Origin of the sequence: Streptomyces regalis, from assembly GCF_001509475.1 — a bacterium.
GTDB lineage: Bacteria > Actinomycetota > Actinomycetes > Streptomycetales > Streptomycetaceae > Streptomyces > Streptomyces regalis.
Map to the genome: position 1 here is coordinate 1 of NZ_LLZG01000020.1, position 25,651 is coordinate 25,651.

Sequence of the window (25,651 nt, forward strand, 5' to 3'; positions counted from 1 at the left end):
ACGACACGACCCCGCTGCCGCTCGGCACCGGGGTGCTGCCGCTCGCCGAGTGCGTGGAGGTGCTCTCCCGGCACGGCTGGGACGGCTGGCTGTGCTGGGTTTACGAGAAGCGGTGGTACGAGGATGCCGCACCGCTGGACGGACTGCTGGACGCGGGCCGCGAGCATCTGTCGTGGCTGCTGAACGAGTCGGCGTAGGACCCGCGCCTGTAAGGCGAGTCCGCCCAGGCCCGGCACCCGTATCGAGTGCACCCAGGCACGGCACACGTAATCGAGTCCCCCTGGGCCCCGCGCCCGTAATTCGGTGGCCCGGCGCGAGGACCGCCGTATAGCGTCCCCCCTCGTGCCCGAACCCACCGCCCCGCGCCCCGTCATGCCCTCATGAGCCTCGCCCGTACGTTGATCGACGTGCGGCCGCTGCGCACCTCGCCCGTCTTCCGGCGGCTGCTGATCGGGCGGACGGTGTCCGTGCTCGGCAGCTTCATGACCATGGTGACGGTCATGTACCAGGTCTGGGACCTGACGCACAGCGCGGTCTGGAGCGGTGCGGTCGGTCTCGCGCAGGCGCTGCCCATGGTGGGTGTGGGCCTGTTCGCCGGGTCGTGGGTGGACCGGGGTGATCGGCGGCGGATCTTCCTGGTCGCCACCGTCGGGCAGGCGGTCTGTGTGCTGCTCCTCGCGGTGCAGGGCTTCACCGGAGGGGTGCCGGTGGCCGGGATCCTCGCCCTGGTGGCGGCCGGCTCCTGCTTCGGCGCGGTCGGCGGCCCGGCGGCGGGCGTGTTCGTGCCGCGGCTGCTGCCCAAGGAGCAGGTGGCGGCCGGGCTGGCCCTCAACCAGGTCACCGGCCAGGCGATGATGCTGCTCGGCCCGGCACTGGGCGGGCTGTTCCTCGGCTGGTTCGGCATCGGCGTCTGCTATCTGCTGGACGCCCTGAGCTTCGGCCTCGCCTTCTACGGCGCCTTCGGCCTGCCCGCGCTGCCGCCCGAGGGGGAGCCGGCGCGGGCCGGGCTGCACGGCGTCCTGGACGGCCTGCGGTTCCTGGCCGGCAACCGGGTGGTGCGCGGCGCGCTCATCACCGACCTCGCCGCCACGGTCCTGTCCATGCCGGTCAGCCTCTTCCCCCTGATCAACGCCGAACGCTTCGACGACGACCCGCGCACCCTCGGCCTGTTCCTGTCGGCCGTCGCGGTGGGCGGTGTCACGGCGACGGCCCTGTCGGGTTCGGTCACCCGCCTGGGCCGCCCCGGCCTGGTGATGCTGTGCGGGGCGGCGACGTGGGGCGCCGCGCTGGCGTTGTTCGGCCTGACGACCAGCCCGTGGGTGGGGCTCGGGCTGCTGGTGGTGGCGGGTGCCGCGGATGCCCTGTCGGTCGTCTCGCGCACCACGATCGTCCAGACCCGTACCCCGGACGCCCTGCTCGGCCGGGTGACGGCCGCCGAGCAGATCGTCGGCCAGGCGGGTCCGCACCTCGGCAATCTGCGCGGCGGCCTGGTCGCGGGCTGGTCGTCCGGCGCGACCGCCCTGGTCACGGGTGGGCTGCTGTGCGTGCTGGCGGTGGCCTACGTCGGTGCCAGCACGCCTCAGTTGCGGGACGGGGCGGCTACTGCGGACGAGGCGTGAGCGGCGCGGTGGGGTCCAGGCACCACCCCAGTACGGCGGGCCAGGGGCCGTAACCGGCGTCCAGGTCGAGGTGGGCGGCGCCGGGGAGGATGTCGGTCGGGAGGGCGAGGGGGTGACCGTAGAGGGTGTCGGCGCCCTCCTCGCAGTACGGGTCGTCGTCACCGGCGACCAGGCGGGTGGGGCCGGGGAGGGTGAACTCCAGGGGTGGCGGGGCGAATCCGGCCACTTCCGGGTAGCGTGCGAGCACGGCGCCGGACGGCGGGGCGACGAGCAGCACCCGGTCCACGGCGTCGAGCCCCGGCAGCCCGCGCGCGACGGCGTGCAGCCACAGCACGACGGACAGACTGTGCGCGACCACGACCCGCTCCGACCCGGCGTCGAGTCCGCCGAGATGCCGGGTCAACTCCTTCAGCCAGACCTCGAGTTCGGGGTCGTCGGGGTCGGGCAGCTGCGGGTAGACGACCTGGTGGCCGAGGTCGGTGAGACGGTCGGCGAGCCAGTGCTGCCAGTGGTCCTCGGGGCGGTGGTTCTGCCAGCCGTGGAGGATGAGGTAGGCGGTCATGACGTCCATGGTTTCCGATCAGCGATGCACCGGTCCAGTGGGTCTTTCGCCCCCGCCGCCCCTACCCGTCCCATCCTGAAGAGGCTCCGCCCCTTCGACCCCGCTCTCCTGGGGGCTGCCGCCCCCAGACGGGCTGAAATGTACGGACCGGCGTGGAGCGTGACCGTTGCGGGCCAGGGATGGTATGCCCTCGCCCCCCGTCACAACCGCGCGCGCAGCGCCCCGAACTCCTCGTGGAAACCCGGGAAAGTCTTCCGTACGCACCCGGGGTCGTCGAACGAAATACCGGGCGTTCGAAGACCGGTCACCGAGAAGGACATCACGATGCGGTGGTCGCCGTAGGACTTGACCTGCGTTCCCGCGGGCGTACCCGGGTGGATCTCGATCCAGTCGGGCCCTGTCGTCACCTCGACCCCCAGCCGCCGCAGGTTCTCCGCGCACGCCTCCAGCCGGTCGCACTCCTTCACCCGCGTGTTCGCCACGTCCTCGATCCGCACCGGCCCGGAGGCGAAGGGCGCGATGGCCGCGAGGGTCGGCATGGTGTCGGAGATGTCCCGCATGTTGACGGTGACGCCCCGCAGTTCACCGGTCCCCCGGACCGTCGTCGACTCCGCGCCGACCGACACCTCGGCGCCCATCCGCCGCAGTACGTCGACGAAGCCCAGGTCGCCCTGGAGCGCCCCCTCGCCCAGACCCGGAACCGTCACCTCGCCGCCCGTGACGGCCGCCGCCGCGAAGAAGTAGCTCGCGGTCGACGCGTCGGGCTCCACCGCGTACGTCGTCGCGCGGTAGCCGCCCGGCGGGACCACGAAGACGTCCACCTCGCGCCGCACCTCCACCCCGAACGCCCGCATCATCGCGATCGTGATCTCGACGTACGGCACCGAGACGAGGTCGGTGACGGTGATGCGCAGGCCCTTGCGGGTCAGCGGCCCCAGCAGCAACAGCGCCGTCAGGTACTGCGACGACTGCCCCGCGTCCAGCGTCACCTCCCCGCCCTCGACGCCGGCCGCCGTCACCGTCAGCGGGTGGTGGCCCTCCTGCTCCGCGTGCCGCAGGTCGACCCCCAGGTCGCGCAGGGCCCGGGTGAGGGGGAGCAGGGGGCGGCGGCGCATCTGGGGCGAGGCGTCGAAGCGGTACGTGCCGTGGCCGGCGGCGGCCAGCGTGGGCAGGAAGCGGGCCGTCGTCGCGCCGTCGCGGCAGTAGACGTCCGCCTCCACGACCGCGGGGCCCTGCGGGCGGCCGTCGACCTGCCAGGTGTCCGGGGTCCGGCCGACCCGGTAGCCGAGCCGTACCAGCCCCTCGGCGAAGCCCTCCGTGTCGTCCGAACGGAGGGGGCGCAGGAGGGTGGTGACACCGTCGGCCGCGGCCGCCAGGAACAGGGCACGGGCGGTGATGGACTTGGAACCGGGGATGTCGACTGCGGGCATGCCCTCATGATCGCCCGGGTGTCGGCTCCGGCGCCACGGCGTCCACGGGATGGACCCGCGCCGGGCCCTCGCCCCCCATACCGAACCGGCCTCTCACCCGCTGCCCAACCGGCCTCCCGCCCGTCGCCCACCCGGCCTCTCGCCCGCTGCCCACACGTCACGTGCAACCCGCGGAACCCGGGCTTACCAACTTCGCGGATCCCGGCCGTCCCCGGGAACCCAGCCCCACCCCCGCCCGTCCAACCGGCACGCTGTCGGAGAGTCACCGTGGTGCGGTGTCGGCCCTCGCTGCTGGCTGCGATCGCTGACCACCCTCTCCGCCGTACCGCGGCCGGCAGCACGCCGTCATCGGCGCGCCCCCCTCCAACTGCGCCGATGGCGGCCCCTCTTTGGTTACGGTGCACTCCCTTGACTGGCAGAAACTTCCCGGTTATTGGTGACTTCTCGGAAGTTTCCTTCAGCGCACCACCTCCGAAAGGAGCGCACGTGCCCGACACCAGCACGGGAAGCAGACGGAGCAGGGGAACCACGGGAAACACCGCAACACCTTCCAGACGTACGGTCCTCGCGGCCACCGCCGGCCTCACCACCGCCCTGGCCGTCGGCGGCACCGCCCACGCCGGCGCCCCGGACGACAAGAAGCTCCGCGCCCTCATCGCCCGGATGACCCTGCCGGAGAAGGTCGGCCAGCTCTTCGTCATGCGGGTCTACGGCCACTCCGCGACCGCCCCCGACCAGGCCGACATCGACGCCAACCTCAAGGAGATCGGCGTCCGGACGGCCGCCGAGCTGATCGCCAGGTACCGCGTGGGCGGCATCATCTACTTCACCTGGGCGCACAACACCCGCAGTCCGCATCAGATCGCCGACCTGTCCAACGGCATCCAGAAGGCGTCGCTCACCCAGCCACGCGGCCTGCCCGTCCTCGTCTCCACCGACCAGGAGCACGGCATCGTCTGCCGCGTCGGCGAGCCCGCCACCCTCTTCCCGGGCGCCATGGCCATCGGCGCCGGCGGCTCGCGCGCCGACGCCCGCACCCTCGGCCGTATCGCCGGGCAGGAACTCAAAGCGCTCGGGATCCGGCAGAACTACTCCCCCGTGGCCGACGTGAACGTCAACCCCGCCAACCCGGTCATCGGCGTCCGCTCCTTCGGCGCCGACCCGGCCGCGGTGGCCGGCATGGTCGCCGCCGAGGTGGCCGGATACCAGCGCTCCCGAAGCGACCGGCAAGTCGCGGCCACCGCCAAGCACTTCCCCGGGCACGGCGACACCGCCGTCGACAGCCACTACGGCTTCCCGGTCATCACGCACACCCGTGAGCAGTGGGACCGGCTGGACGCACCGCCGTTCCGGGCCGCCGTCCGCGCCGGCATCGACTCCATCATGACCGCGCACATCATGGTCCCGGCCCTCGACGACTCCGGCGACCCGGCCACCCTCTCCCGCCCGATCCTCACCGGCATCCTGCGCGAGGAACTGGGCTACGACGGGGTGGTTGTCACCGACTCGCTCGGCATGGAGGGCGTGCGGACGAAGTACGGCGACGACCGCGTCCCCGTCCTCGCGCTCAAGGCGGGCGTGGACCAGCTCCTCAACCCGCCGTCCCTCGACATCGCCTGGAACGCGGTCCTCAAGGCCGTCCAGGACGGCGAGTTGACCGAGGCGCGGCTCGACGAGTCGATCCTGCGGATCCTGCGGCTGAAGGCGAAGCTGCGACTCTTCGAGGAGCCGTACGTCAGCCAGGGCGGGGTCGACCGGAACGTCGGCACCGCCTCCCACCTGGCGACCGCCGACCGCATCGCCGAGCGGACGACGACCCTGCTGGTGAACGAGGGCCCACTGCTCCCACTGTCCCGCAGCACCCACCCCAAGGTCCTCGTCGTCGGCGCCGACCCGGCCTCCCCGTCCGGCACGACGGGACCGCCGACCGGCGTGCTCGCCACCGCCCTCACCGAGCTGGGCTTCACGGCGACCGCCCTGTCCACGGGTACGACACCCTCCGCCGGCACCATCGCCCGGGCCGTCGAAGCGGCGCAGGCGGCGGACGCGGTGGTGGTCGGGACGTACAACGTCACGGCGAGCAGCACACAGAAGACGCTGGTCGAGCAGCTCCTCGCGACAGGGAAGCCGGTCGTGGCGGTCGCGGTCCGCAACCCGTACGACGTGGCCCATCTGCCCGCCGTCCCCGCCTACTTGGCCTCGTACTCCTGGACCGACGTCGAACTGCGGGCGGCCGCACGGGTGATCGCCGGGCGGGTGGCACCGCGCGGGAAGCTGCCGGTGCCGGTGCAGCGGGCGGACGATGCGACGCGGGTGTTGTATCCGATCGGGCACGGGCTGACGTACGGGAGCAGCTAGCGGCCCGTAGCACTTTGTACGTAGTACCCGTACGCGATATACCGACCCCACTCACCCCTAACCGACGCAAAGGACCCCACATCTCTGGCGTGCGCCCGTGGTCGCGGGCCACGCTGGTCGGGGGTACCGGGGGGAGTGCGATGCGTGGGAGAAGTGCCGTGGGGGTGGCCTGTGCGTTGCTGGTGCTGCTCATCACGCTGTTGACGGGGTGTCAGAGTCCGTCGGGGGCCGGGGAGGAAGGGGACGGTCGGCTCGACAGGACCGCGAGCGAGCAACAGGTGACACCACCGACCCGGCCCGCCGGATACGGCGTGGTGTTCCTCGGCGTCGACGAGTGCAGTTCCTTCGGGACGACGAGCTTCACCGAGGTGTCCTGCACCAGTGAACGGGCGGCGGCGCGGGTCGTGGCGCGGCACGACGGCAAGGTGGGCGACGGACCGCTGTGTCCCGGGACCACGGACTTCGTCCTGCACATCAGCGAACAGAGCCGCACCTCCGACGAGGACGGCGACGGCGCGATCCCCCAGGGCTACTCCTGCATGCGCAACCTGGCCCCGCCCCACCCCGGCGACCCGGGCGGCGGAGGCGGCCCCCGCACGATCGTCGGCGACTGCGTCTACAGCTCCGGCGACGGCCAGGTCCGCGAGACGTCGTGCGACGGCAAGGGGCAGCAGAAGCCGCAGTACAAGGTGAGCAAGTCCGTCGGCAAACGGGCCGACTGCCCCCTGTCGACGGCCCTGTACGTCCAGCTGGGCGGCGAGAAGCCGGTGGGGTGCGCGCGGCCGGTGTGAGCGCCGCCCTCGGGGCCGGTCGAGGATGAGGAAGCGATCAGCCGGCGGCGGTCAGCACAGAATCCAGCCCTTGCTCACCGACCCTCGGCCCACCCGCCCCTTCACCCACACACACCGCTGCCCGGCGTGCACCGTCACCGGGCCCGCATGGTGGCTGTAGTACCACTCGTCGACGACCGGGTTGGCGCGGCGGGCCTGCACGCTGACCATCATCCACTGCTTGCGGCCGGGGTCCTTGGACTTGGTGATGGCGCAGACGTAGCCGCCCCGCTTGTAGACGTACAGCGTGCCGGTGGAGAACGGGTACGTCTTGACCTTGCGCCCCTCGCAGCGCGTGGGGGCGGCCTGCGCCTGGGCCGGGGCCGCGACCGCGAGCAGTCCGGACGCGGTCAGCAACGCCAGGCCGACCGCCAGTCGTCGGCGTATCGCACCTTTGTCCACAGTGTTGTCCTCCCCGCACACCGGCAATGAGCGTACTGGTGTACGGACGCACGGCGTATGCCGGATGGTTGCACGACCGGCCACGACGGCGCCGTCACGCCGCAGCGGCCTCGGCCTCCCCTACGAACGCCCGCCACAACTGCGCATACCGCCCGCCCCGCGCCAGCAGCTCCTCGTGCGTGCCGTCCTCGGCGACCCGCCCGTGATCCATCACCACGACCCGGTCCGCGCGGGCGGCCGTGGTCAGGCGGTGGGCCACAATCAAGGTGGTGCGCGCGTCAGCGCTCGTTGAGGGGTGGTGGTCGGGCGACGGGTGGGCCGTACGGCGGCCCGCGAGGCGGTCCGTGGCCTGGTTGACCTGGGCCTCCGTGGCCAGGTCCAGCGCGGCCGTCGCCTCGTCGAGGAGCAGGATGTCGGGGTCGACCAGCTCGGCGCGGGCGAGGGCGATGAGCTGGCGTTGCCCGGCGGAGAGGTTGCGGCCGCGCTCGGCGACCTCGTGGAGGTAGCCGCCGTCGAGGGTCGCGATCATCTCGTGGGCGCCCACCGCCCGGGCCGCGGCCTCGACCTCGGCGTCCGTCGCGTCCGGGCGGCCGTAGGCGATGGCGTCGCGGACGGTGCCCTGGAAGAGGTAGGCCTCCTGCGGCACGACGCCGAGTCGGTGCCGGTACGACGTGAGGTCCAGGGAGCGGAGATCCGTGCCGTCGGCCGTGACCCGGCCCCCTGTCGGGTCGTAGAAGCGGGCCACCAGCTTGACGAGGGTCGACTTGCCCGCGCCGGTCTCGCCGACGAAGGCGACCGTCTGCCCGGCGGGGATGCGGAGGTCGATCCCGCCGAGAGCCTCCTCCGCCTCATCGGCGCCCCCGTACTTGAAGTGCACGTCCTCGAAGGCGACCTCGCCCCGCAGCGACAGCACCTCCAGCGGCTCCTTCGCCGCCTTCGTCGACGTCGGCTCCTGGAGCAGCTCCTGGATGCGGCCGAGCGAGACGGTGGCCTGCTGGTAGCCGTCGAAGACCTGGGAGAGCTGCTGGACCGGGGCGAAGAACAGGTCGATGTAGAGCAGGTACGCCACCAGCGCGCCGGTCGTCAGCGTCGTGGCGTCGATCCGGGCGCCGCCCACGATCAGCACCGCCGCCGCGGCCGCCGACGACAGGAACTGCACGAAGGGGAAGTAGATCGAGATCAGCCACTGGCCCCGGATACGGGCCTGGCGATAGCTGTCGCTGCGCTCGGCGAACCGCGCGCCGCCGTCCCGCTCGCGCCGGAAGGCCTGCACGATCCGCAGCCCGGACACCGACTCCTGCAGGTCGGCGTTGACCAACGACACGCGCTCCCGGGCGAGTTCGTACGCCTTCACGCTCGCCCGGCGGAAGAAGTACGTCGCGACGATCAGCGGCGGCAGCGTCGCGAAGACGACGAGCGCGAGCTGAAGGTCGAGCACCAGCAGGGCGACCATGATGCCGAAGAAGGTGACGACGGAGACGAATGCGGTGACCAGACCCGTCTGCAGGAAGGTCGACAGCGCGTCGACGTCCGTCGTCATCCGCGTCATGATCCGGCCGGTCAACTCGCGCTCGTAGTAGTCGAGTCCGAGCCGCTGGAGCTGAGCGAAGATCTTCAGGCGCAGGGAGTACAGGACACGCTCACCGGTGCGTCCGGTCATCCGCGTCTCGCCGACCTGCGCCGCCCACTGGGCGATCACGGTGAGCAGGGCGAGCAGGGAGGCCGCCCAGACCGCGCCGACGGCGACCTGCGTGACGCCCGAGTCGATGCCGTGCCGGATCAGGACCGGGAGCAGCAGTCCCATGCCGGCGTCCACGGCGACGAGGCCGAGGCTGATCAGCAGGGGGAGCCCGAAACCTCGTAGCAGCCGTTTCAGGCCGTACGACTCCTCCGGCCGGACCGCACGGGCCTCGTCGATGTCGGGGGTGTCGGCCGTCGGCGGCAACGCCTCGACCTGGGCGAGGAGCTCGGGCGTGGCCGGGGACTCCGTCAGCGCCAGGTCCTTGCGCTCGCGGTCGCCGGTCCACAGACGGGGGGTCACTCCGCGCTCGGCGTCGAACTCGGCGTCCAGCTCGTCCCGTACGGAGGTGTCCTCCCGGGGGCAGGCGGGCTGGGCGTGGCCGGGTGAGACGCCGCCGAGCTCGTCGGGGTCGGTGAGCAGGCGGCGGTAGAGGGCGGACCGTTCCTGCAGCTCCTCGTGGGTGCCGATGTCGGCGAGGCGGCCGGCGTCGAGGACGGCGATGCGGTCGGCGAGGTTGAGGGTGGACCGGCGGTGGGCGATGAGGAGGGTCGTCCGGCCCTCCATGACGTGCTTCAGCGCCTCGTGGATCTCGTGCTCGACGCGCGCGTCCACCGCCGAGGTCGCGTCGTCCAGGACGAGGAGCCGGGGGTCGGTGAGGATCGCCCGGGCGAGCGCGACGCGCTGGCGCTGGCCGCCGGAGAGGGTGAGGCCGTGCTCGCCGACCTTGGTGTCGTAGCCCTCGGGGAGCTCTGCGATGAAACGGTCCGCCTGGGCGGCGCGGGCGGCTTTGTGGATCTCCTCGTCGGTCGCGTCCGGGCGGCCGTACGCGATGTTGTTGCGCACGGTGTCCGAGAAGAGGAAGGAGTCCTCGGGCACCAGCCCGATCGCGGCCCGCAGCGAGTCGAAGGTCAGCTCACGGACGTCGTGGCCGCCGACGAGGACAGCACCGCGCGTGACGTCGTAGAAGCGCGGCAGGAGGAGGGAGACCGTGGACTTGCCGGAGCCGGAGGAGCCGACGACGGCGAGGGTCTCACCGGGGCGGATCTCGAAGCTGAGCCCGTCGAGGACGGGTGCGGTCGTGCCGGAGGGGCCGTCGTAGCCGAAGGAGACGTCGTCGAACTCGACGGTGGCCGGGGCGTCGGCGGGGAGGGTCTTGGTGCCCTCCTTGATCGACGGCTCGGTGTCGATCAGCTCCAGGACACGCTCGGTACCCGCGCGGGCCTGCTGCGCGACCGTGAGGACCAAGGCGAGCATTCGGACCGGGCCGACGAGCTGGGCGAGGTACGTGGAGAACGCGACGAACGTACCGAGCGTGATGTGTCCGCGCACCGCCAGCCAGCCGCCGACCGCGAGCATGGCGACCTGCCCGAGCGCCGGAACCGCCTGGAGCGCCGGGGTGTACTTCGAGTTGAACCGGATGGTGCGCAGTCGCCCCGCGAAGAGCCGCCGGCTGACCTCCCTGAGCTTCCCGGTCTCCTGCTCCTCCTGCCCGAACCCCTTCACCACGCGTACGCCGCTGACGGCGCCGTCGACCACGCCCGCGACGGCGGCGGCCTGGGCCTGGGCGTACCAGGTGGCCGGGTGCAGCTTGGTACGGCTGCGCCCCGCGATCCACCACAGGGCGGGGGCGACCGCGAGGGCCACGAGCGTGAGCGGCAGCGACAGCCACGCCATGACGACCAGGGATATCAGGAACAGCGCGAAGTTCCCGATGGTCATCGGGAGCATGAACAGCAGGCCCTGGATCAGCTGGAGGTCGCTGGTGGCCCGCCCGACGACCTGCCCCGTGGACAGCTCGTCCTGCCGCCGCCCGTCGAGCCGGGTGATCGTCCCGAACATCTCCGTCCGCAGATCGTGCTGGACGTCGAGGGCGAGGCGGCCGCCGTAGTAGCGGCGGATGTAGGTGAGGGCGTAGACGGCGAGGGCGGCGCCGATGAGCAGGCCCGCCCAGACGGCCATGTCGCGGGTGTGCTCGCCGATCACGTCGTCGATGATCACCTTGGTGATCAGCGGGACGATCGCCATGACGGCCATACCGGCGAGCGAGGAGCCGAGAGCGAGGATCACGTCCTTGGGGTAGCGCCAGGCGTATCCCCACAGTCGCCGTGCCCATCCCCGTTGCGTTCTCACGCCGGTGCCCTCCGTTTTTTGTCCTGATCTACCGGAAGGCACCAACGCGGGACGAGGCGGATTTCATCCCACCGCAATACTCGGGGGACGGCTCGGAGACTGCTCGGGGACTACTCGGGGACTACTCACGGGCTGGATTCAGACACGTACCCGCAGGTGGTAGAACCGCGTCGTCTGCACCGCGTTCTGGTTGTCGTCGCTGACCAGCAGCACCTTCAGGCGCCCCTTCGAGTACCCCGTGATCGCCATGCCCTCGATGTTGTCGAGCAGCGGATTCGGCTGGGGCTGCTTGGCGGTCGCTCCCAGTGACGGGCAGTTCACGAGGTCGGCGAGGAGCGTCTTCTTGATCAGGCGTACATCGTCCTGCCCCGTAAGACTCTCGATACCGCTCGTGTCCGTCGCGCGGCGCGGGTCGGCCAGGTAGAGGCGGACCGTGTTGCCGACGCCGGAGGTGAAGCCGCGCTCCAGGACGAGGAGGCGGCCGTCGGGGGTCGCCTGGACCTCGGGGACGCCGAGGCCGGTGTCGGTGCGGTAGGCGTACTGGCGGCCGAGCTCGAAATGTCCGTCCTTGGTCCGCTGCCAGGTCGGGAAGCGGACGATGCCGGCGCTGTCGCCGTTCAGCGCGTACTCCATGGACGCCAGCAGGGTGCGGCCGCCGGGGAGCAGGGTCAGGCCCTCGAAGGTGCCGTTGGAGACGGCGCGGCCCGCAGGGGCGACCAACAGCTCGTCCGGCACGGGCAGGCGGTCGAGGATCTTGCCGTCGCGGGAGTAGCGGCGGACGGAGGGCTCGGTCTCGGAGGAGATCAGCCGGGTGCCGTCCCGGTCGACGACCAGGCCCTCGGAGTCGAGGGCGGCTCCGCTCTCGTCGGCGAGCGGGACGACCGCTTTCGGCGCGAGCGTCCTGCCGTCCAGGCTGAAGAGGGAGGAGCGGTCGGACACGGCAGCGAGCGAACCGTCGCCATCCACCGCGAGCGCGGAGAAGTTGCCGACGAAGGTGCCGTCGTACGTCGTCTTGTCGAGCGCGTCGGAGAAGCGGTCGATGGAGACGGAGGACGAACAGGCGTGGCTGTCGTGGCTGTCGTGGCCGGCCTGCGAGTCGGCGTGGGCGTTCGCCGGGCCGGCGGCGGTCAGGCAGGTGGCGGCCGCCAGGCCCGCGGTGACGGTGGCAAGTACGGTTCTCAGGCGCATGGGGGTCACCGTAGGACGGGTGGGTGACGCGAGGTAGGCCGCCGCGTTAAGGGTCAGCTCGAAAGATCAGCTCGCCGCCAGGTCCCTGTGGATGACCTTGGCGACACCCTGGATGGTCGCGATGCCGTAGTTCATCGTGCTGTTGCCGTGCGTGAGGACCGTGATCATGTAGTCGTGGCCACCGCCCTTGAACGCGCCGACGCTGTGCACCCGCCAGCCATGGGTGGACCGTGACAGCCAGCCGTTCTTGACGGCCACGGAGACACCGGACGGCACTCCGTACGGCGTCCCCCAGCGCTGCGAGGAGATCACCTGACCCATCAGCTTCAGGATGTAGGCGCGGGCGTTGTCGCTGAGCACCGTGTTCTTGGCGGTGATGAGCTTGAGCAGCTTCTGCTCGTCGGTGACGGTGATCTGGGTCAGGCCCCAGTAGCCGTTCGCGCCGGGCTTGGTCTGGGTCATGCCGGCCGCGGTGAGGAAGCCCTTGATCTTCGTCAGGCCGAGCTGCCTCCAGAGCGTGCTGGTCGCCGCGTTGTCCGACTTGGTGATCATGGCCTTGGCGAGGGAAGCCTCACGGTCGGTGAGGAACCGGTTGTGCTTCTTCGCGTCCCACAGCAGCGTGGCGAGGACGGTGACCTTGACGACGCTGGCGGAGTCGTAGGCGCTGGAGGCCCTGAGTGCACAGGTGGTCTTGGTGGAACGGTCGTAGAGGCCGACCGCGATGGTCCCCGTGCGGTTGGCCAGGGCTGCAGTGATGTCCCTCTTCAGCTTGTCGGCGAGGCCGGCCTTGGCGGACGTACAGCTGACGGTGGGCGCGGTCGCCGCGGCGGCGGGGGTGGCGGCCGCGATGCACGGTATGAGCACGCCGACACCCACGCCTGCCGCGACGAGCGCTCTCGCACGCCTGGATACGTCTCTCGACTTCTCGTTCGACTTCTCGTTCGATGTCCCGTGAGTCATGCCCCTGTTGACTCGCGAGGCCGCGGGAAAGGTTGTACGCGCGTGAGAGGTTGTGAGAGTGATGACAGCTGACGACGTGTTGACCGTCCTGACCCTGCTGCGCAAGGCGGGGGTCGACATCTGGATCGGCGGCGGCTGGGGCATCGACGCCCTGCTTGGCGAGCAGACCCGCGACCATCGCGACTTGGACCTGATGCACCGCCAGGAGCAGGAGGCCGCGGTGGTGAGGGTCCTGGCCGACGCGGGTTTCACGGAGACCCTGGACTGGCGGCCGGTCCGCTTCGTGGTCACGGCACCGGACGGCCGGGAGATCGATCTGCACCCGCTGGTCTTCGCCGGGGACGGCTCCGCGGCGCAGGCGTCACTGGAGCCGTCGCGGCCTTTCCGCTACCCCGCGTCGGCCTTCGTGACGGGCGAGATCGGCGGGACGCCGGTCCCGTGCCTGTCCGCCGAGCAGCAGGTCTACTTCCATCAGGGGTACGAACCGTCGGACCGCGATCGGCACGACATGGCTCAGCTGCGGCGGGTGTTCGGAGTGGCCACCCACTTCTGACCGCCGGACTCTTCGCAGTCAGATTCGGGAAGTCGCGCGCCCCGGCTCTCCGCGATACGACAGACATCGGTCAGCGCCTCGTTCATCCGGGCGAGCAGGAACCGGAGCTGTGCGGGCGTCGCCCGACGGTCGGCGAGTATGTCGGCCGCGTGTTCCAGAAGGTCGCCGGCCATCCCGAGCTGTACGCGTTCGATGGTGTCGGCCATGCGCGAGAGGCAGCCGGTTCCGTCGGTGTCGAGGTAGCACGGCTTGCCGCCTTCCCCAGCCCAGGGAAGCAGGCGTACGTCATTCATCGAGTGACCACCATGCACGCCGCGGGGATGCCGCAGGACCCGACGCCGATCCCGAGTACGGCAGCCGGAGGGACCGTCTCCTTCGGCGTGTGGACACCGGTGTGATGGACGGTCGGCCCGTTGACGACAGCACGGCTCGCATTCCGGACCGGACGGCGCAGACGACGTAGCAGCGACGCGAAGAGATGGGCGATACGGTGAGTCATGTCGTCGGCTCCTAGAGATTGTTGATGACCACGCCCCCGGACCGGTCGGACGGTCGCGGGGGTATCGCGTTCTGTAGCGATCAACTCACAGACTGAGACGGATCGGGCTAGCCTCGCCAGGGGGTCGGGTGTGACAAAGCATTCGTCACAAGGGAGTTGGCCATGGGAAACACGTACGGTGACTGGCTCCGGCAGCAGCGCGAGGCGGCGGGGCTGACGCAGGAGGAGCTGGCCGACCGGGCGTTCATGACGCGTTCGCACATCGCGCATATCGAGGCGGGACGGCGGGTGCCATCGAAGGAGGACGCTCGGCGGCTGGACAAGGCCCTGGGTACGGGGGATGTGCTGAGCAGCTTTCTGCCGCAGGACGACGAGGAATCGATCGCCGAGTACTTCGAGAAGGTGCGCGTACTCGAACAACAGGCAGCGGTGATCCGCGAGTTCGCTCTGGCGTACTTCCCGGGCATCCTCCAGACGAAAAGGTACGCGCGTGCGGTTCTGGGGTCGGTCTTCCCTCCGGTGAGTGAAGAGGAATGTGACAGGCGCGTTGTCACACGCCTTGAGCGCGCGAAGATCCTCGAAGATCCCCTGACGCCCGCAGTGTGGGCGCTGTTGGACGAGACGGTGTTGCGACGCCCCGTGGCCACCGGGGATGTCATGGCGGAGCAGATCATGCACGTCGTCCACCTTGCGGAGACTGGACGTATCCGCGTGCATGTGCTGCCGTTTGACGTGGGCCATCATCCGCTGGCGCACAGCATGCTCACGCTGATGTGGTTCGAGGACCAACCGCCGCTGGCATACACCGAGGGCGGGTACATGGGGCGGTTGCACGATTCCCCGTCCATGGTCCAGAAGTTGCAGCATCGCTACTCTCTGGCCCTGAGCGACGCCATGCCGCTGAAGGAGTCACTGGCCCTGCTGAAAGCCACTGCGAAGGAGTACGAGCACCATGACTGAGCGCACCGTCCAGAACGCTGCCACGCTGAGCGGCTGGCGCAAGTCGTCGCACAGCGATAACAACGCCGGCAGCTGCCTCGAAGTCCTCGACAACCACCCCTCCGGCGTCCCCGTCCGCGACTCCAAGGTCCCCCACGGCCCGGCACTGGTCTTCTCCGCCGCCAACTGGTCGGCGTTCGTCGCAACCATCAAGGAATCACGGCCCTGAGCCGGCGACGACGTCAGAGTCACCAGCTATCTTTTCGTGCGCACGCCTCGCACACCTTCCGCCGCCGCCATCTCGGAACCACCAGGAGTTCGGACTCTTGAGCTGGTATCCGCCCTGCGCTGCGGTCACCTCAGGCCCACGGGCCGACCGGGCCCGGTGATCCGGCTTGCCAGCCCTGGCCGGCATCGAGTAGTCGTGCACCCTGGTCCCGGAGTCGCCCCGGAAGTCGTGAGCGGTCCAGGCCCCGCCCTCAGCCCGTCGCGGGCGTCCTGCGGCGCGTTTTAGATGATCGGATGCTGACGTTCACCGATGTCATATCCTCGACTGCCCCGACCCCTGGAAGCCGGCCGAGTTCTACGCCAAGCTGCTGGGCTGGGAGATCAACACCGACATCAGTACCCAGGACCTGGGTCAACCTGCGCAACGACGGTGTGGAGCTGTCGTTCCAGCGGGTGGAGAACTACCAGCGGCCCAGCTGGCCGGGCCAGGAGCATCCGCAGCAGTTCCACCTCGACTTCGAGGTGGACGAGTTCGAGCCCGAGCACCGCCGGGTGATCGAGCTGGGCGCCATCTTCCAGGAGAGCTTCGTCGGCGAGTCCGGCTACGGCCGGCAGGTCTGCACCGACCCGGCCGGGCATCCGTTCTGCCTGTGCCGCAACCCCCAGTCCTGACCCCACACACGACGAGAAACCGCCCCGGCGGCCAGGGGCGGCGAACTCGGTTCTCAACCCTTCGTTCTCAACCCTTCGTTCTCAACCCTTCTCGTACTCGTCATGGCGCCGCAGCCAGAACATCTGCTCGCCGTCCTCGTGGCGGCCCAGCGGCGCCCGGTCGAGGAGGCCGTAGTAGGCCATGGCGGGCTCGAGGCCACGCGCGGTGGTGCCGTACGTCCGGAACACGGTGCCGTCCGACAGCGCGTAGGCGCTCAGCCCGGGGCCCTCGGTGACGTAGCCGCGCACGTCCGTGCCGGAGGCCTCCGCCATCTGGCGCACGGTCGGCGGGATGTCGCCCTCCAGGAACGGTCGCAGCTCCTCCTCGGTGAACTGGAAGCCGAGGTCGCGATGGAAGGCGCTGCCGCCCGAGGAGACCCAGTCGAAGCTCCAGCCCATCCGGTCCCGGTACGCGAGGAGCTTGTCGAGCGGGGCCCGTGAGGAGCAGACCAGCGTCACGTCGCGGGCCTTGAGGTGGACCACCTGGGGGTCGAGGGTGTCCGCGATCGAGGAGCAGACCGGGCATCCCGCCTCGTAGGGCGGGCCGAACATGAAGTGGTAGACGAGCAGCTGTGAGCGCCCGTCGAAGAGGTCCGCGAGCGTCCTGGGCCCGTCCTCGGTCTCGAAGCGGTATTCCTTCTCGACCGGCACCCAGGGAAGCTCCCTCCGCTTGCGCGCGAGCTCGTCGCCGCGACGGGTGAGCTCCTTCTCCTCCACGAGCAGCTCCGCCCGGGCCGCCTCGAACTGTTCCTGTGTGCCGACCCTGTGCTCGGGCATGGCCTTTCCCTCCTCCACGGGAGCAGATGGGATACGGGAGCAGATCGGACCCGACCGGCCATACGTCCACCGTACGCGCGCGGCACGGAAATCTCTTTGCGGGCTCGTATGCGGGCTCCTACGCCGACTCCTCTGCGGACTCCTTTTGCTGACTCCTTTGCGTATTCACAGGCCGCAGCCAGGTACGACACAGCGCGCACCCACCCCTGATTTGCACGATGCGGCCGTGACCTCTGCGACCGATACACACCCCCACACGACAGTGACTCCCGAACCACCGCCCCAGGACACCGCGCCCCGCTGGTCGCTCCCCGCGCTGATCGCGATCCTGATCCTGGCGGCGGTGCTGTACTCCTGGAACCTTTCCGGCTCCAGCCTCAACAGCTTCTACAGCGCGGCCGTAATGAGCGGCACGCAGAGCTGGAAGGCGTGGTTCTTCGGCTCGTTGGACGCGGGGAACTTCCTCACCGTCGACAAGCCTCCGTTCGCCCTGATGGTGATGGGCCTGTCGTGCCGGATCTTCGGCTACGGCACCTGGCAGATGATGCTGCCGATGATCCTGGTCGCGCTGGCGACGATCTGGATCGTGCACGCCTCGGTGAAGCGGGTGTGGGGCCACGGCGCGGCGACGGTCGCCGCGCTGGTGCTGGCCCTGACGCCGATCACGGTCGCCATCAACCGTGACAACAACCCCGACACACTGCTGGTGTTCCTGATGGCCGGCGGCGCGGCACTCGCCCTGCGGGCCGTCCACAACGGCAAGTTGGGGCCGCTGGCCGGCTCCGCGGTGTGCTTCGGCCTCGCGTTCAACACGAAGATGCTCCAGGGCTACATCGCGCTGCCCGCCGTCTTCGCGGTCTACCTCTACGCTGCGAAGCCGAAGCTCGTGAAGCGGATCGTCAACCTGCTCATCGCGGGCGTCGCGCTGGCCGTCTCCAGCCTCTGGTGGGCGGCGGCGGTGTCGCTCGTGCCCGCCGACGAACGCCCGTACATCGGTGGTTCGACGGACGGCACGGCCTGGGACCTGATCATGGGCTACAACGGCCTGGGCCGGATCCTCGGCGGCGAGGGCAACGGCGGAAGCAGCGGTGGCGGAGGAGGCGGGGGCGGCGGCTTCTCCGGGACCGCCGGGATCGGGCGTCTGTTCAACGACATCCTCGGCGGCCAAATCTCCTGGCTGATCCCCTTCGCGGCCGTCGCGTGCGTCGGCGGTCTCGTCCTGTGCGGGCGCGCCCCGCGTACCGACCTCACCCGTGCCGCGCTACTGCTCTGGGGCGGCTGGACGGCCCTTCACTACCTGACCTTCGCCATGGCCGAGGGCACGATGCACCCGTACTACACGACCGCGCTCGCCCCCGGCATCGCGGCGCTGTGCGGAGGCGGCGGCGTGATGCTGCTGCGCGCGTTCCGCGCCGACAAGCGGTGGGCGTGGGTGCTGCCGGCGGGACTGGCGGTCACGACCGTCTGGGCGGTCGTACTCCTTCGGCGGGCCTCCGGCTGGAACAGCTGGCTGTGGCCGACGATCGCCGTCGTCATGGCGCTGGCGATCGTGGGGCTGCTCGTCTTCCGGTCCGCGTCCGGGAACCGGCTGCGGCTGCTGGTGGCCTCCGTGACGGCGGCGATCGTCGCTGCGGTGGCGGGTCCGGCGGCGTACGCCTGGTCGGTGCCGTCCGGTTCGGGCGGCGGCATGGGCGGTACGAACCCGACGGCCGGGCCTTCGACGGGGAGCGGCTTCGGCGGCGGTCCCGGTGGGGGCGGTGGCGGCGGCCGGGGCGGCTTCGGTGGCGGTCAGATGCCTGGGGGCACGCAGCAGGGCGGCCAGAACAGCCAGGCCCCCGGCGGCACCGGCGAGATGGGTGGTACGCCGCCGAGCGGCACCGCCAACCGCGGTACGGCTCCCGGCGGTACGGCCCCGGGCGGAACGGGCACCGCCAACGGCGGCCGGATGCCGGGCGGCATGGGCGGCGGCGCGAGCAGCGAGCTCATCACGTACCTCAAGAAGCACCAGGACGGCGCCAAGTGGCTGCTGGCGGTGTCCAGTTCGCAGAGCGCGGCCCAGCTGATCCTCAGCAGCGGTGAGCCCGTCATCTCCATGTGGGGCTGGTCCGGCTCCGACAAGGCGATGACCCTGGCCAAGTTCAAGGAGCTGGTGACGAAGGGCGAGTTGCACTACATCCAGATCGGTGGCGGCGGCATGGGCGGCGGCCCCGGCGGCGGCAACAGCCTCAGCACCGAGGTCGCCGAGTGGGTGCAGAAAAACGGGACGGCGGTGAAGGAGAACGAGTACAGCAGCACGTCGCAGTCCTCGCAGTCCTCCGATTCCCAGTCCACGACGTCCTCGACGTCCTCGACGTCCTCGACGTCCTCCATCTACCGCCTGGACCCGTCCGACGTGAGCTGAGCCGGCGCGTCAACTCGCGTAGACAAGGGTTGATTTGCCGTTTCACGTCACCTAAAAGACACGCAACAGCCCTCGACACCACTGCATGCCCATGCCACTCTCCCATCTGCCGCCTCCATTCAACCCGCGTAGATGGGACACCCCACATGCCGGCGACACGCATACGCAGCTGGAAGTCAGTGGCACTGACCACCGCCGCCGTCCTGGTCGGCCTCACCGCCCCGGCGGTGACCGCCACCCCGGCCGCCGCCACCACGACCGCGTACGACTCGACGTATTACAAGAACGCGATCGGCAAGACCGGCACCAGCCTCAAGTCGTCCCTGCACACGATCATCAGCCCCCAGACGAAGCTGTCGTACTCGGCGCTCTGGGAGGCGCTGAAGGTCACGGACCAGGACCCGAACAACAGCAACAACGTAAAGCTGCTGTACTCGGGCATCTCCCGCAGCAAGTCCCTCAATGGCGGCGACGTCGGCGACTGGAACCGCGAGCACGTGTGGGCCCAGTCGCACGGCGACTTCGGCACCTCCGCCGGCCCCGGCACAGACCTCCACCACATCCGCCCCGAGGACGTGCAGGTCAACTCGATCCGCGGCAACAAGGACTTCGACTGGGGCGGTAGCAGCTTCACCAACTCAGGCGGGAGCCTCACCGACTCCAACTCCTTCGAGCCCCGCAGCGCCGTCAAGGGCGACGTGGCTCGCATGATCCTCTACATGGCCGTCCGCTACGAGGGCGACGACGCCTTCGCCGACCTGGAACCCAACGACGCGGTCACCAACGGCAGTTCCCCGTACCACGGCCGCCTCTCCGTCCTGAAGCAGTGGAACGACCAGGACCCGCCGGACGCCTTCGAGGAGCGCCGCAACCAGGTCATCTACGACACCTACCAGCGCAACCGCAACCCGTTCATCGACCACCCGGAGTGGGTCGAGGCGATCTGGTAGGCGACCAGGCCCTGCTCAGTCGCCGTGGCGCGCCAGGGGCCCCGTCGGCCCTCGGCGCGCTCGGTCACCACCTGTGCAGCGGAGTGACCTGCGCTGATCCGATACCGTTGACCCGGCTATGAAGAAGATCAGCGCGCTCGCCGCGCTCACCATGGCAGGCCTCCTACTCGCCACCCCGGCCCACGCCGACGACGGCAACCGGGGCCGCATCAACATCGCGGGCTACCGGGACTTCTCCACCGCCAATCTCTGCAGGCAGGCGGTCGCGCTCGTCCCGGTAGCCGCACCGTGGACGGGCGCCGCGTTGTACGACGCCTGCAACAACCGAGACCACGACGACATGCGCGACTAGGCCGTGTGCGCAAAGTCCCGCTTGGGCATCACATCGTGAGGTGCGTCGGCGCGAACATCCGCAGCACCGCCGGGAGGACGACCACCGACGGGCCAGGGGCCTGAAGCGCCTTCGCCAGGTCGGCCTCCAGTGTCTCCGGGGTCGTACGGATCCCGGAGACGCCGAAGGACTCGGCCAGCGCCACATAGTCCGGCCGCGTCAGCTCCGTCGCCGTCGCCTCGCCGAACGCGTCCGTCATGTACTCGCGCAGGATGCCGTAGCCGCCGTCGTCGACGATGAGCCACGTGACGTTCAGGTCGTACTGCCGGGCCGTGGCCAGCTCCGCGATCGAGTACAACGCCCCGCCGTCGCCGGACACCGCCAGCACCGGCCGCGTCGGGTCCGCGACCGCCGCGCCCAGCGCCGCCGGGAAGCCGTAGCCGAGGCCACCGGCACCCTGGGCGGAGTGCAGGCGGTTGGGGCCCTTGGCGTCGAAGGCCGACCAGGCCCAGTACGCGAGGATCGTCATGTCCCAGAAGGACGGGGAGTCGGCTGGCAGGGCACGGCGTACGGACGCCAACACCCCCTGTTCCAGGGTGAGTTCCTGGGCGGCGATGCGGTCGGCGACCTTCGCGAGGACCTCGCGGACGCGCTCCGGCGCCGACGGATCCTCCCGCTCCGTGTCCCGCTCCGTGTCCCGCTCCGTCACCGTCTCCAGCAGCGCCTGCAACGCCAGACGCGCATCCGCGTGGATGCCGAGCGCCGGGTGGTTGGACTCCAGCTTGCCGAGGTCGGCCTCGATCTGGATGACCCGGCCTCGCGGCTTGAACGTGTGGTAGTTCGAGGAGAGTTCGCCGAGGCCCGAGCCGACGACGAGGAGTACGTCCGCGTCCTCCAGGAAGTCCGTCGTGTGACGATCCTCGATCCAGGACTGCAAGGACAACGGGTGCTTCCAGGGGAACGCGCCCTTGCCGCCGGGGGTCGTGACGACCGGTGCCTGGAGCCGCTCCGCCAGCTGCTTCAGCTTGCCCGAGGCGTCCGCCCGTACCACTCCCCCGCCCGCGATGATCGCCGGACGGGCCGCCTTCGACAGCAGGTCGGCTGCCACCGCGGTCAGTTCGGGGCGTGGCGGCAGCTCCTCGGGGAAGGCGTCACCGCCCGTCACCACCGGGATCGACGTCTCGGCGAGCAGCACGTCCTGCGGGATCTCCACCCACACCGGGCCGTGCGGGGCGGTCAGCGCCGACTTCCAGGCCGCCTCGATCGCGGAGGGGATCTGGGACTGGGTGCGGACCGTGTGGACCGACTTCACCACGCCGCGGAACGAGGCCGCCTGGTCCGGGAGTTCGTGCAAGTACCCGTGCCTCCCACCGCCCAGCCCCGCTGTCGGGATCTGGCTGCTGATCGCCAAGACGGGGGCCGACGCCGCCGCCGCCTCCTGGAGCGCCGCCAGCGAGGTCAGCGCCCCCGGGCCCGTCGACAGCAGCAGCGGCGCCGCCTCGCCCGTGATCCGGCCGTACGCGTCCGCCGCGAACCCGGCATTGTTCTCCACCCGCAGGCCGATGTACCGCAGGTCGGAGCGGCGTAGCGCGTCGAACATGCCCAGCGCGTGCTGGCCGGGCAGCCCGAAGACCGTCGTCGCGCCGAGCCCGGCCAGCGTCTCCACGACCAGGTCTCCGCCGTTGCGGCCGGCCGGAGGGTTCAGTGCAGCGGCGATCTGCGCCTCCGTCGGGCGGAGTACCAGGTCGTGGTCGTGAGTCACTTCGCTTCCGAGTCCTTCCGGGCCGCCGCGATCTGGCGGGACATGATCGTGGTCAGTTCGTACGCCGTGTGGGACGCGGCCACCGACGTGATCTCCGCGTGATCGTACGCGGGGGCCACCTCGACGACGTCCGCCGAGACCAGGTTGCAGGACGCCAGGCCCCGCAGGATCTCCAGCAGCTCGCGCGACGTCATGCCGCCCGCCTCCGGCGTCCCCGTGCCGGGCGCGTGGGCCGGGTCGAGGCAGTCGATGTCGATGGAGATGTAGAGGGGCCGGTCGCCGATGCGCTGACGCAGCTGGTCGGCGACCTCGTCGGCACCGCGCCGGTAGACGTCCGCCGACGTGACGATGCCGAAGCCCATCTTCTCGTCGTCGGTCAGGTCCTGCTTGCCGTAGAGCGGGCCGCGGATGCCGACGTGGGAGAGCGCCTCGGTGTCGAGGATGCCCTCCTCGACGGCACGGCGGAACGGGGTGCCGTGGGTGTACTCGGCGCCGAAGTACGTGTCCCAGGTGTCGAGGTGGGCGTCGAAGTGGAGCAGGGCGACCGGGCCGTGCTTCTTCGCCACCGAGCGCAGCAGCGGCAGCGCGATGGTGTGGTCGCCGCCCAGGGTCATCAGGCGGGCGCCGGTGTCCAGCAGGTCGTCGGCGGCGGCCTCGACGGTCTCCACGGCCTCGTTGATGTTGAAGGGGTTCACCGCGATGTCGCCGCCGTCCGCGACCTGGGCGAGGGCGAAGGGGGAGGCGTCCTGCGCCGGGTTGTACGGGCGCAGCAGCCGGGAGGCCTCGCGGATCGCGTTGCCGCCGAAGCGGGCGCCCGGCCGGTACGAGACGCCCGAGTCGAACGGCACGCCGACCACGGCCACGTCGGCGCGGCCGACCTCGTCGAGCCGTGGCAGCCGGGCGAAGGTCGCGGGTCCGGCGTACCGGGGGATGCGGGAGGAGTCGACGGGGCCGCGGGGCGTCTCGTTGCCAGTCATCGTGAAATGCCTTCTTTCCTACGCTTCGTCGCGTATGTACATCTGCAGGTGACTCTACTGGGGAGTCGACACTGCTTCGGACACGAGTTCGGGATCTCGCCCGGCGAGACGCTCATGCCAGGCGGCGAGTACGGCCGCCTCGGTCGGCCTCGTCATCAAGGAGACGGCGACGTAGGCGGCGAGGGAAGACAGCAGGCCGTAGTAGACGGGTTCGTTGGCGAGGATGCCGTGGGTCGCCATCAGGACGCTCACCGTCACGCCGCCGACCACGACCGAGGCCAGCGCGCCCTGCACCGTCCCGCGCCGCCACAGCAGTCCGCCCAGGATCGGCACGAGCAGCCCGCCGACGAGGAGGTTGTAGGCGACGGTCAGCGCCTCGACGACGTTGTTCAGCGCGATCGCCGTACCGATGACGGCCAGGCCCATGAGGAGGATGAAGGCGCGGTTGCCCTTCACCTCGTCGTGCTGCTCCTCCGACGGCCGTACGACTCCCCGCAGCCGCGACCAGATGTCGTTGTTGGCGACGGTCGCGCAGGCGATGAGCGCACCGGAGGAGGTGGACATCACGGCGGCGAGGGCGGCGGCGAGCACCAACCCCCGTACTCCGACCGGCAGTTCGTCCTTCACGATGGTCGCGAAGGCGTCGTCCGCGCTGCCCAGCTTCGGGTACAGCACCTTGGCCGCCGTACCGATGACGGCGCCGGCGAGGGCGTAGACGAGGCAGTACGTACCGGCGACGGTGCCGCCCCACTTGGCGGTCCTGTCGCTGCGCGCGGTGAACACGCGCTGCCAGATGTCCTGCCCGATGAGCATGCCGAAGGTGTAGATCAGGACGTACGTGAAGATCGTCTCGCCGCCGATGCCGAGCGGGTCGAAGTACTCGGTCGGCAGCTGCGCCTTCATCTCGCTGAACCCGCCCGCCTTGACGACGGCGATGGGAAGCAGGAGCAGCAGCACCCCGACCGTCTTCACCACGAACTGCACCATGTCGGTCAGGGTGATCGACCACATGCCGCCGAGCGTCGAGTAGGCGACGACGATCGAGCCGCCGAGGACGATCGCGACCGTCCGGTTCATGTCGAACAGGACGTCGAAGATCGTGGCGTACGCGATGGTCGACGTGACCGCGAGCATGAGGGTGTACGCCCACATGACGACGCCGGAGATGACGCCGGCCCGGCCGCCGTAGCGCAGGTCGAGCATCTCGGAGACGGTGTATACCTTCAGGCGGGCGATGCGGGCGGAGAAGAAGACGGAGAGCGCGAGGAGCCCGAGGCCGATGGTGAACACCATCCAGGCACCGGAGAGCCCGTACTGGTAGCCGAGTCCCACGCCGCCGATGGTGGACGCGCCGCCGAGGACGATCGCGGCCATGGTGCCGGAGTACATGGCCGGCCCGAGCCGGCGCCCGGCCACCAGGAACTCGCTCTTGGACCTGGCGCGGCGCATGCCCCACCAGCCCATGACCAGCATGCCGGCCAGATAGACGACGATGACTGTGTAGTCGACGGCCACGTGGATCTCCCTCAATCGAACGCGCTGAGTCGCCGGGGGGGGTGACAGACGTCGACACTAGGTGGCCGGAAAGCGACTGCGAAGTGTACGTTTCATCCATCTGAGGTTGCGCTACTGGAGGAAACATCCACATGCCGGACCCAGCCGTTCCGCCCACCCCGCCGGTACCGCTCTCGGCGCTCCTGGCCCGCGAGGACCTGGGCCTGCGCCAGATCGCCGGCCCGACGGACGCGGACACGGACACGGACACGGGAGCAGGCACAGGCACAGGCACGGTCATCCACTGGGCGCACACCTCGGAAATGGCCGATCCGTATCCGTATCTGCTGGGCGGCGAGCTGCTGCTGACGGCGGGGGTGCACATCCCGGAGGCGGCGGGTTCGGGGACGTACTTCGACGACTACGTGTCGAGGATCGTGGCGGCGGGCGGCGCGGCGCTCGGCTTCGGCCTCGCCCCCGTGCACGACACGGTGCCGCGCGCCCTGGTGGCGGCGTGCGACCTGTACGGCCTCCCGCTCCTGGAGGTCCCGCCCCGGACGACCTTCTCGGGCGTGGCCCGCGCGGTCTGGCAGCTCATGGCCCAGGCCCGGCACGCCGAACTGCGCCGCGTGACGGAGGCCCAGCAGAGCCTGGCGGCAGCGGCCTCGCGCCCGGATCCGGTCCGGGCGGTACTGCGGCAGCTGGCTCAGAGGGTGGGGGGCTGGGCGGTGCTGTACGGGCCGGAAGGGGCCGTGATCGGGGAGGCGGGGCGGGGGGCGCCGGGCGACGCGGTGCGGGCGGCACTGGGG

Annotated in this window: 23 protein-coding genes and 1 pseudogene; 12 read left to right on the forward strand and 12 right to left on the reverse strand. The window is 70.4% G+C overall.

The window, feature by feature from the left end:
* Positions 1-197: pseudogene (locus ADL12_RS04920) on the forward strand (sugar phosphate isomerase/epimerase); the annotation flags it as partial.
* 183 nt (positions 198-380) lie between these two features.
* Positions 381-1,619 carry an MFS transporter gene (locus ADL12_RS04925; RefSeq protein WP_062698866.1) on the forward strand — a complete coding sequence of 413 codons (1,239 nt, stop codon included), beginning with the start codon at positions 381-383 and terminating at the stop codon, positions 1,617-1,619.
* Here the strand turns inward: ADL12_RS04925 and ADL12_RS04930 are convergent.
* Together ADL12_RS04930 and aroA are read right to left on the reverse strand one after the other, a co-directional pair.
* Positions 1,600-2,181: an RBBP9/YdeN family alpha/beta hydrolase gene (locus ADL12_RS04930; protein WP_062698902.1), complete on the reverse strand. Its 582-nt coding sequence runs from the start codon at positions 2,179-2,181 to the stop codon at positions 1,600-1,602. The genes ADL12_RS04925 and ADL12_RS04930 overlap by 20 nt on opposite strands.
* Positions 2,182-2,381: 200 nt before the next feature.
* On the reverse strand, positions 2,382-3,611 hold the full coding sequence (gene aroA, locus ADL12_RS04935; RefSeq protein ID WP_062698868.1) for a 3-phosphoshikimate 1-carboxyvinyltransferase: 1,230 nt from the start codon (positions 3,609-3,611) through the stop codon (positions 2,382-2,384).
* Between the two features lie 486 nt (positions 3,612-4,097).
* Between aroA and ADL12_RS04940 the strand changes: the two genes are divergently transcribed.
* Both ADL12_RS04940 and ADL12_RS04945 read left to right on the forward strand, forming a co-directional pair.
* Positions 4,098-5,969 carry a glycoside hydrolase family 3 protein gene (locus tag ADL12_RS04940; RefSeq protein ID WP_062698870.1) on the forward strand — a complete coding sequence of 624 codons (1,872 nt, stop codon included), beginning with the start codon at positions 4,098-4,100 and terminating at the stop codon, positions 5,967-5,969.
* Positions 5,970-6,109: 140 nt separating this feature from the next.
* Positions 6,110-6,760, forward strand: coding sequence for a hypothetical protein (locus ADL12_RS04945; RefSeq protein ID WP_062698871.1), 651 nt, complete (start codon positions 6,110-6,112; stop codon positions 6,758-6,760).
* A gap of 51 nt (positions 6,761-6,811) precedes the next feature.
* Here ADL12_RS04945 and ADL12_RS04950 read toward each other — a convergent pair whose 3' ends face one another.
* The 4 genes from ADL12_RS04950 to ADL12_RS04965 form a co-directional block, all read right to left on the reverse strand.
* Positions 6,812-7,201 carry a cupredoxin domain-containing protein gene (locus tag ADL12_RS04950; RefSeq protein WP_062698872.1) on the reverse strand — a complete coding sequence of 130 codons (390 nt, stop codon included), beginning with the start codon at positions 7,199-7,201 and terminating at the stop codon, positions 6,812-6,814.
* A gap of 94 nt (positions 7,202-7,295) precedes the next feature.
* Positions 7,296-11,072, reverse strand: coding sequence for an ABC transporter ATP-binding protein (locus tag ADL12_RS04955; RefSeq protein ID WP_079051844.1), 3,777 nt, complete (start codon positions 11,070-11,072; stop codon positions 7,296-7,298).
* A 138-nt stretch (positions 11,073-11,210) separates the two neighbouring features.
* Entirely contained in the window at positions 11,211-12,260 is a 1,050-nt protein-coding gene (locus ADL12_RS04960) for an esterase-like activity of phytase family protein (RefSeq protein WP_062698874.1), read from the reverse strand.
* Positions 12,261-12,326: 66 nt separating this feature from the next.
* Positions 12,327-13,220, reverse strand: a complete 894-nt coding sequence (locus ADL12_RS04965) for a serine hydrolase (RefSeq protein ID WP_244187776.1) — start codon at positions 13,218-13,220, stop codon at positions 12,327-12,329.
* 61 nt (positions 13,221-13,281) lie between these two features.
* Between ADL12_RS04965 and ADL12_RS04970 the strand changes: the two genes are divergently transcribed.
* The gene (locus ADL12_RS04970) at positions 13,282-13,773 is read left to right on the forward strand and encodes a nucleotidyltransferase domain-containing protein (protein ID WP_208614473.1); all 492 of its coding nucleotides are present in this window, start codon (positions 13,282-13,284) and stop codon (positions 13,771-13,773) included.
* Here the strand turns inward: ADL12_RS04970 and ADL12_RS04975 are convergent.
* Positions 13,734-14,066, reverse strand: coding sequence for a hypothetical protein (locus ADL12_RS04975; protein ID WP_062698881.1), 333 nt, complete (start codon positions 14,064-14,066; stop codon positions 13,734-13,736). The genes ADL12_RS04970 and ADL12_RS04975 overlap by 40 nt on opposite strands.
* On the reverse strand, positions 14,063-14,272 hold the full coding sequence (locus ADL12_RS53720) for a hypothetical protein (protein WP_159053080.1): 210 nt from the start codon (positions 14,270-14,272) through the stop codon (positions 14,063-14,065). Before ADL12_RS53720 ends, ADL12_RS04975 begins: the two co-directional genes overlap by 4 nt.
* Positions 14,273-14,434: 162 nt before the next feature.
* Between ADL12_RS53720 and ADL12_RS04980 the strand changes: the two genes are divergently transcribed.
* From ADL12_RS04980 to ADL12_RS04990, 3 genes are all read left to right on the forward strand, one after another.
* Positions 14,435-15,232 (forward strand): helix-turn-helix domain-containing protein, encoded by a 798-nt coding sequence (locus ADL12_RS04980; RefSeq protein WP_062698882.1) that lies wholly within the window; start codon positions 14,435-14,437, stop codon positions 15,230-15,232.
* A complete protein-coding gene (locus ADL12_RS04985; protein ID WP_062698883.1) occupies positions 15,225-15,440 on the forward strand; it encodes a DUF397 domain-containing protein in 216 nt (71 codons plus the stop codon). Before ADL12_RS04980 ends, ADL12_RS04985 begins: the two co-directional genes overlap by 8 nt.
* A 431-nt stretch (positions 15,441-15,871) precedes the next feature.
* Entirely contained in the window at positions 15,872-16,111 is a 240-nt protein-coding gene (locus tag ADL12_RS04990) for a VOC family protein (protein WP_341846337.1), read from the forward strand.
* 81 nt (positions 16,112-16,192) lie between these two features.
* Here the strand turns inward: ADL12_RS04990 and ADL12_RS04995 are convergent, their stop codons facing one another.
* Positions 16,193-16,927 (reverse strand): DUF899 domain-containing protein, encoded by a 735-nt coding sequence (locus tag ADL12_RS04995; protein WP_062698888.1) that lies wholly within the window; start codon positions 16,925-16,927, stop codon positions 16,193-16,195.
* A gap of 226 nt (positions 16,928-17,153) precedes the next feature.
* On the opposite strand from ADL12_RS04995, the gene ADL12_RS05000 reads away from it, so the two are divergent.
* The 3 genes from ADL12_RS05000 to ADL12_RS05010 all read left to right on the forward strand — a co-directional run bounded on the left by ADL12_RS05000 (position 17,154) and on the right by ADL12_RS05010 (position 20,630).
* On the forward strand, positions 17,154-19,328 hold the full coding sequence (locus ADL12_RS05000) for an ArnT family glycosyltransferase (protein WP_062698890.1): 2,175 nt from the start codon (positions 17,154-17,156) through the stop codon (positions 19,326-19,328).
* A 146-nt stretch (positions 19,329-19,474) separates the two neighbouring features.
* Entirely contained in the window at positions 19,475-20,278 is an 804-nt protein-coding gene (locus tag ADL12_RS05005; protein ID WP_062698891.1) for an endonuclease I family protein, read from the forward strand.
* A gap of 118 nt (positions 20,279-20,396) precedes the next feature.
* On the forward strand, positions 20,397-20,630 hold the full coding sequence (locus ADL12_RS05010) for a hypothetical protein (protein ID WP_062698893.1): 234 nt from the start codon (positions 20,397-20,399) through the stop codon (positions 20,628-20,630).
* Positions 20,631-20,658: 28 nt separating this feature from the next.
* Here ADL12_RS05010 and ADL12_RS05015 read toward each other — a convergent pair whose 3' ends face one another.
* The 3 genes from ADL12_RS05015 to ADL12_RS05025 are packed head-to-tail and all read right to left on the reverse strand — an operon-like array spanning position 20,659 to position 24,863.
* Positions 20,659-22,371 carry a thiamine pyrophosphate-binding protein gene (locus tag ADL12_RS05015; protein WP_062698895.1) on the reverse strand — a complete coding sequence of 571 codons (1,713 nt, stop codon included), beginning with the start codon at positions 22,369-22,371 and terminating at the stop codon, positions 20,659-20,661.
* Positions 22,368-23,348 carry an agmatinase gene (speB, locus tag ADL12_RS05020; RefSeq protein ID WP_062698900.1) on the reverse strand — a complete coding sequence of 327 codons (981 nt, stop codon included), beginning with the start codon at positions 23,346-23,348 and terminating at the stop codon, positions 22,368-22,370. The genes ADL12_RS05015 and speB overlap by 4 nt, the downstream gene beginning before the upstream one ends.
* A 54-nt stretch (positions 23,349-23,402) precedes the next feature.
* Positions 23,403-24,863 (reverse strand): sodium:solute symporter family protein, encoded by a 1,461-nt coding sequence (locus ADL12_RS05025; RefSeq protein ID WP_062698901.1) that lies wholly within the window; start codon positions 24,861-24,863, stop codon positions 23,403-23,405.
* Positions 24,864-24,994: 131 nt separating this feature from the next.
* Between ADL12_RS05025 and ADL12_RS05030 the strand changes: the two genes are divergently transcribed.
* Positions 24,995-25,651: PucR family transcriptional regulator ligand-binding domain-containing protein (locus ADL12_RS05030; RefSeq protein ID WP_208614474.1), on the forward strand; the 657-nt coding region annotated here is incomplete at its 3' end.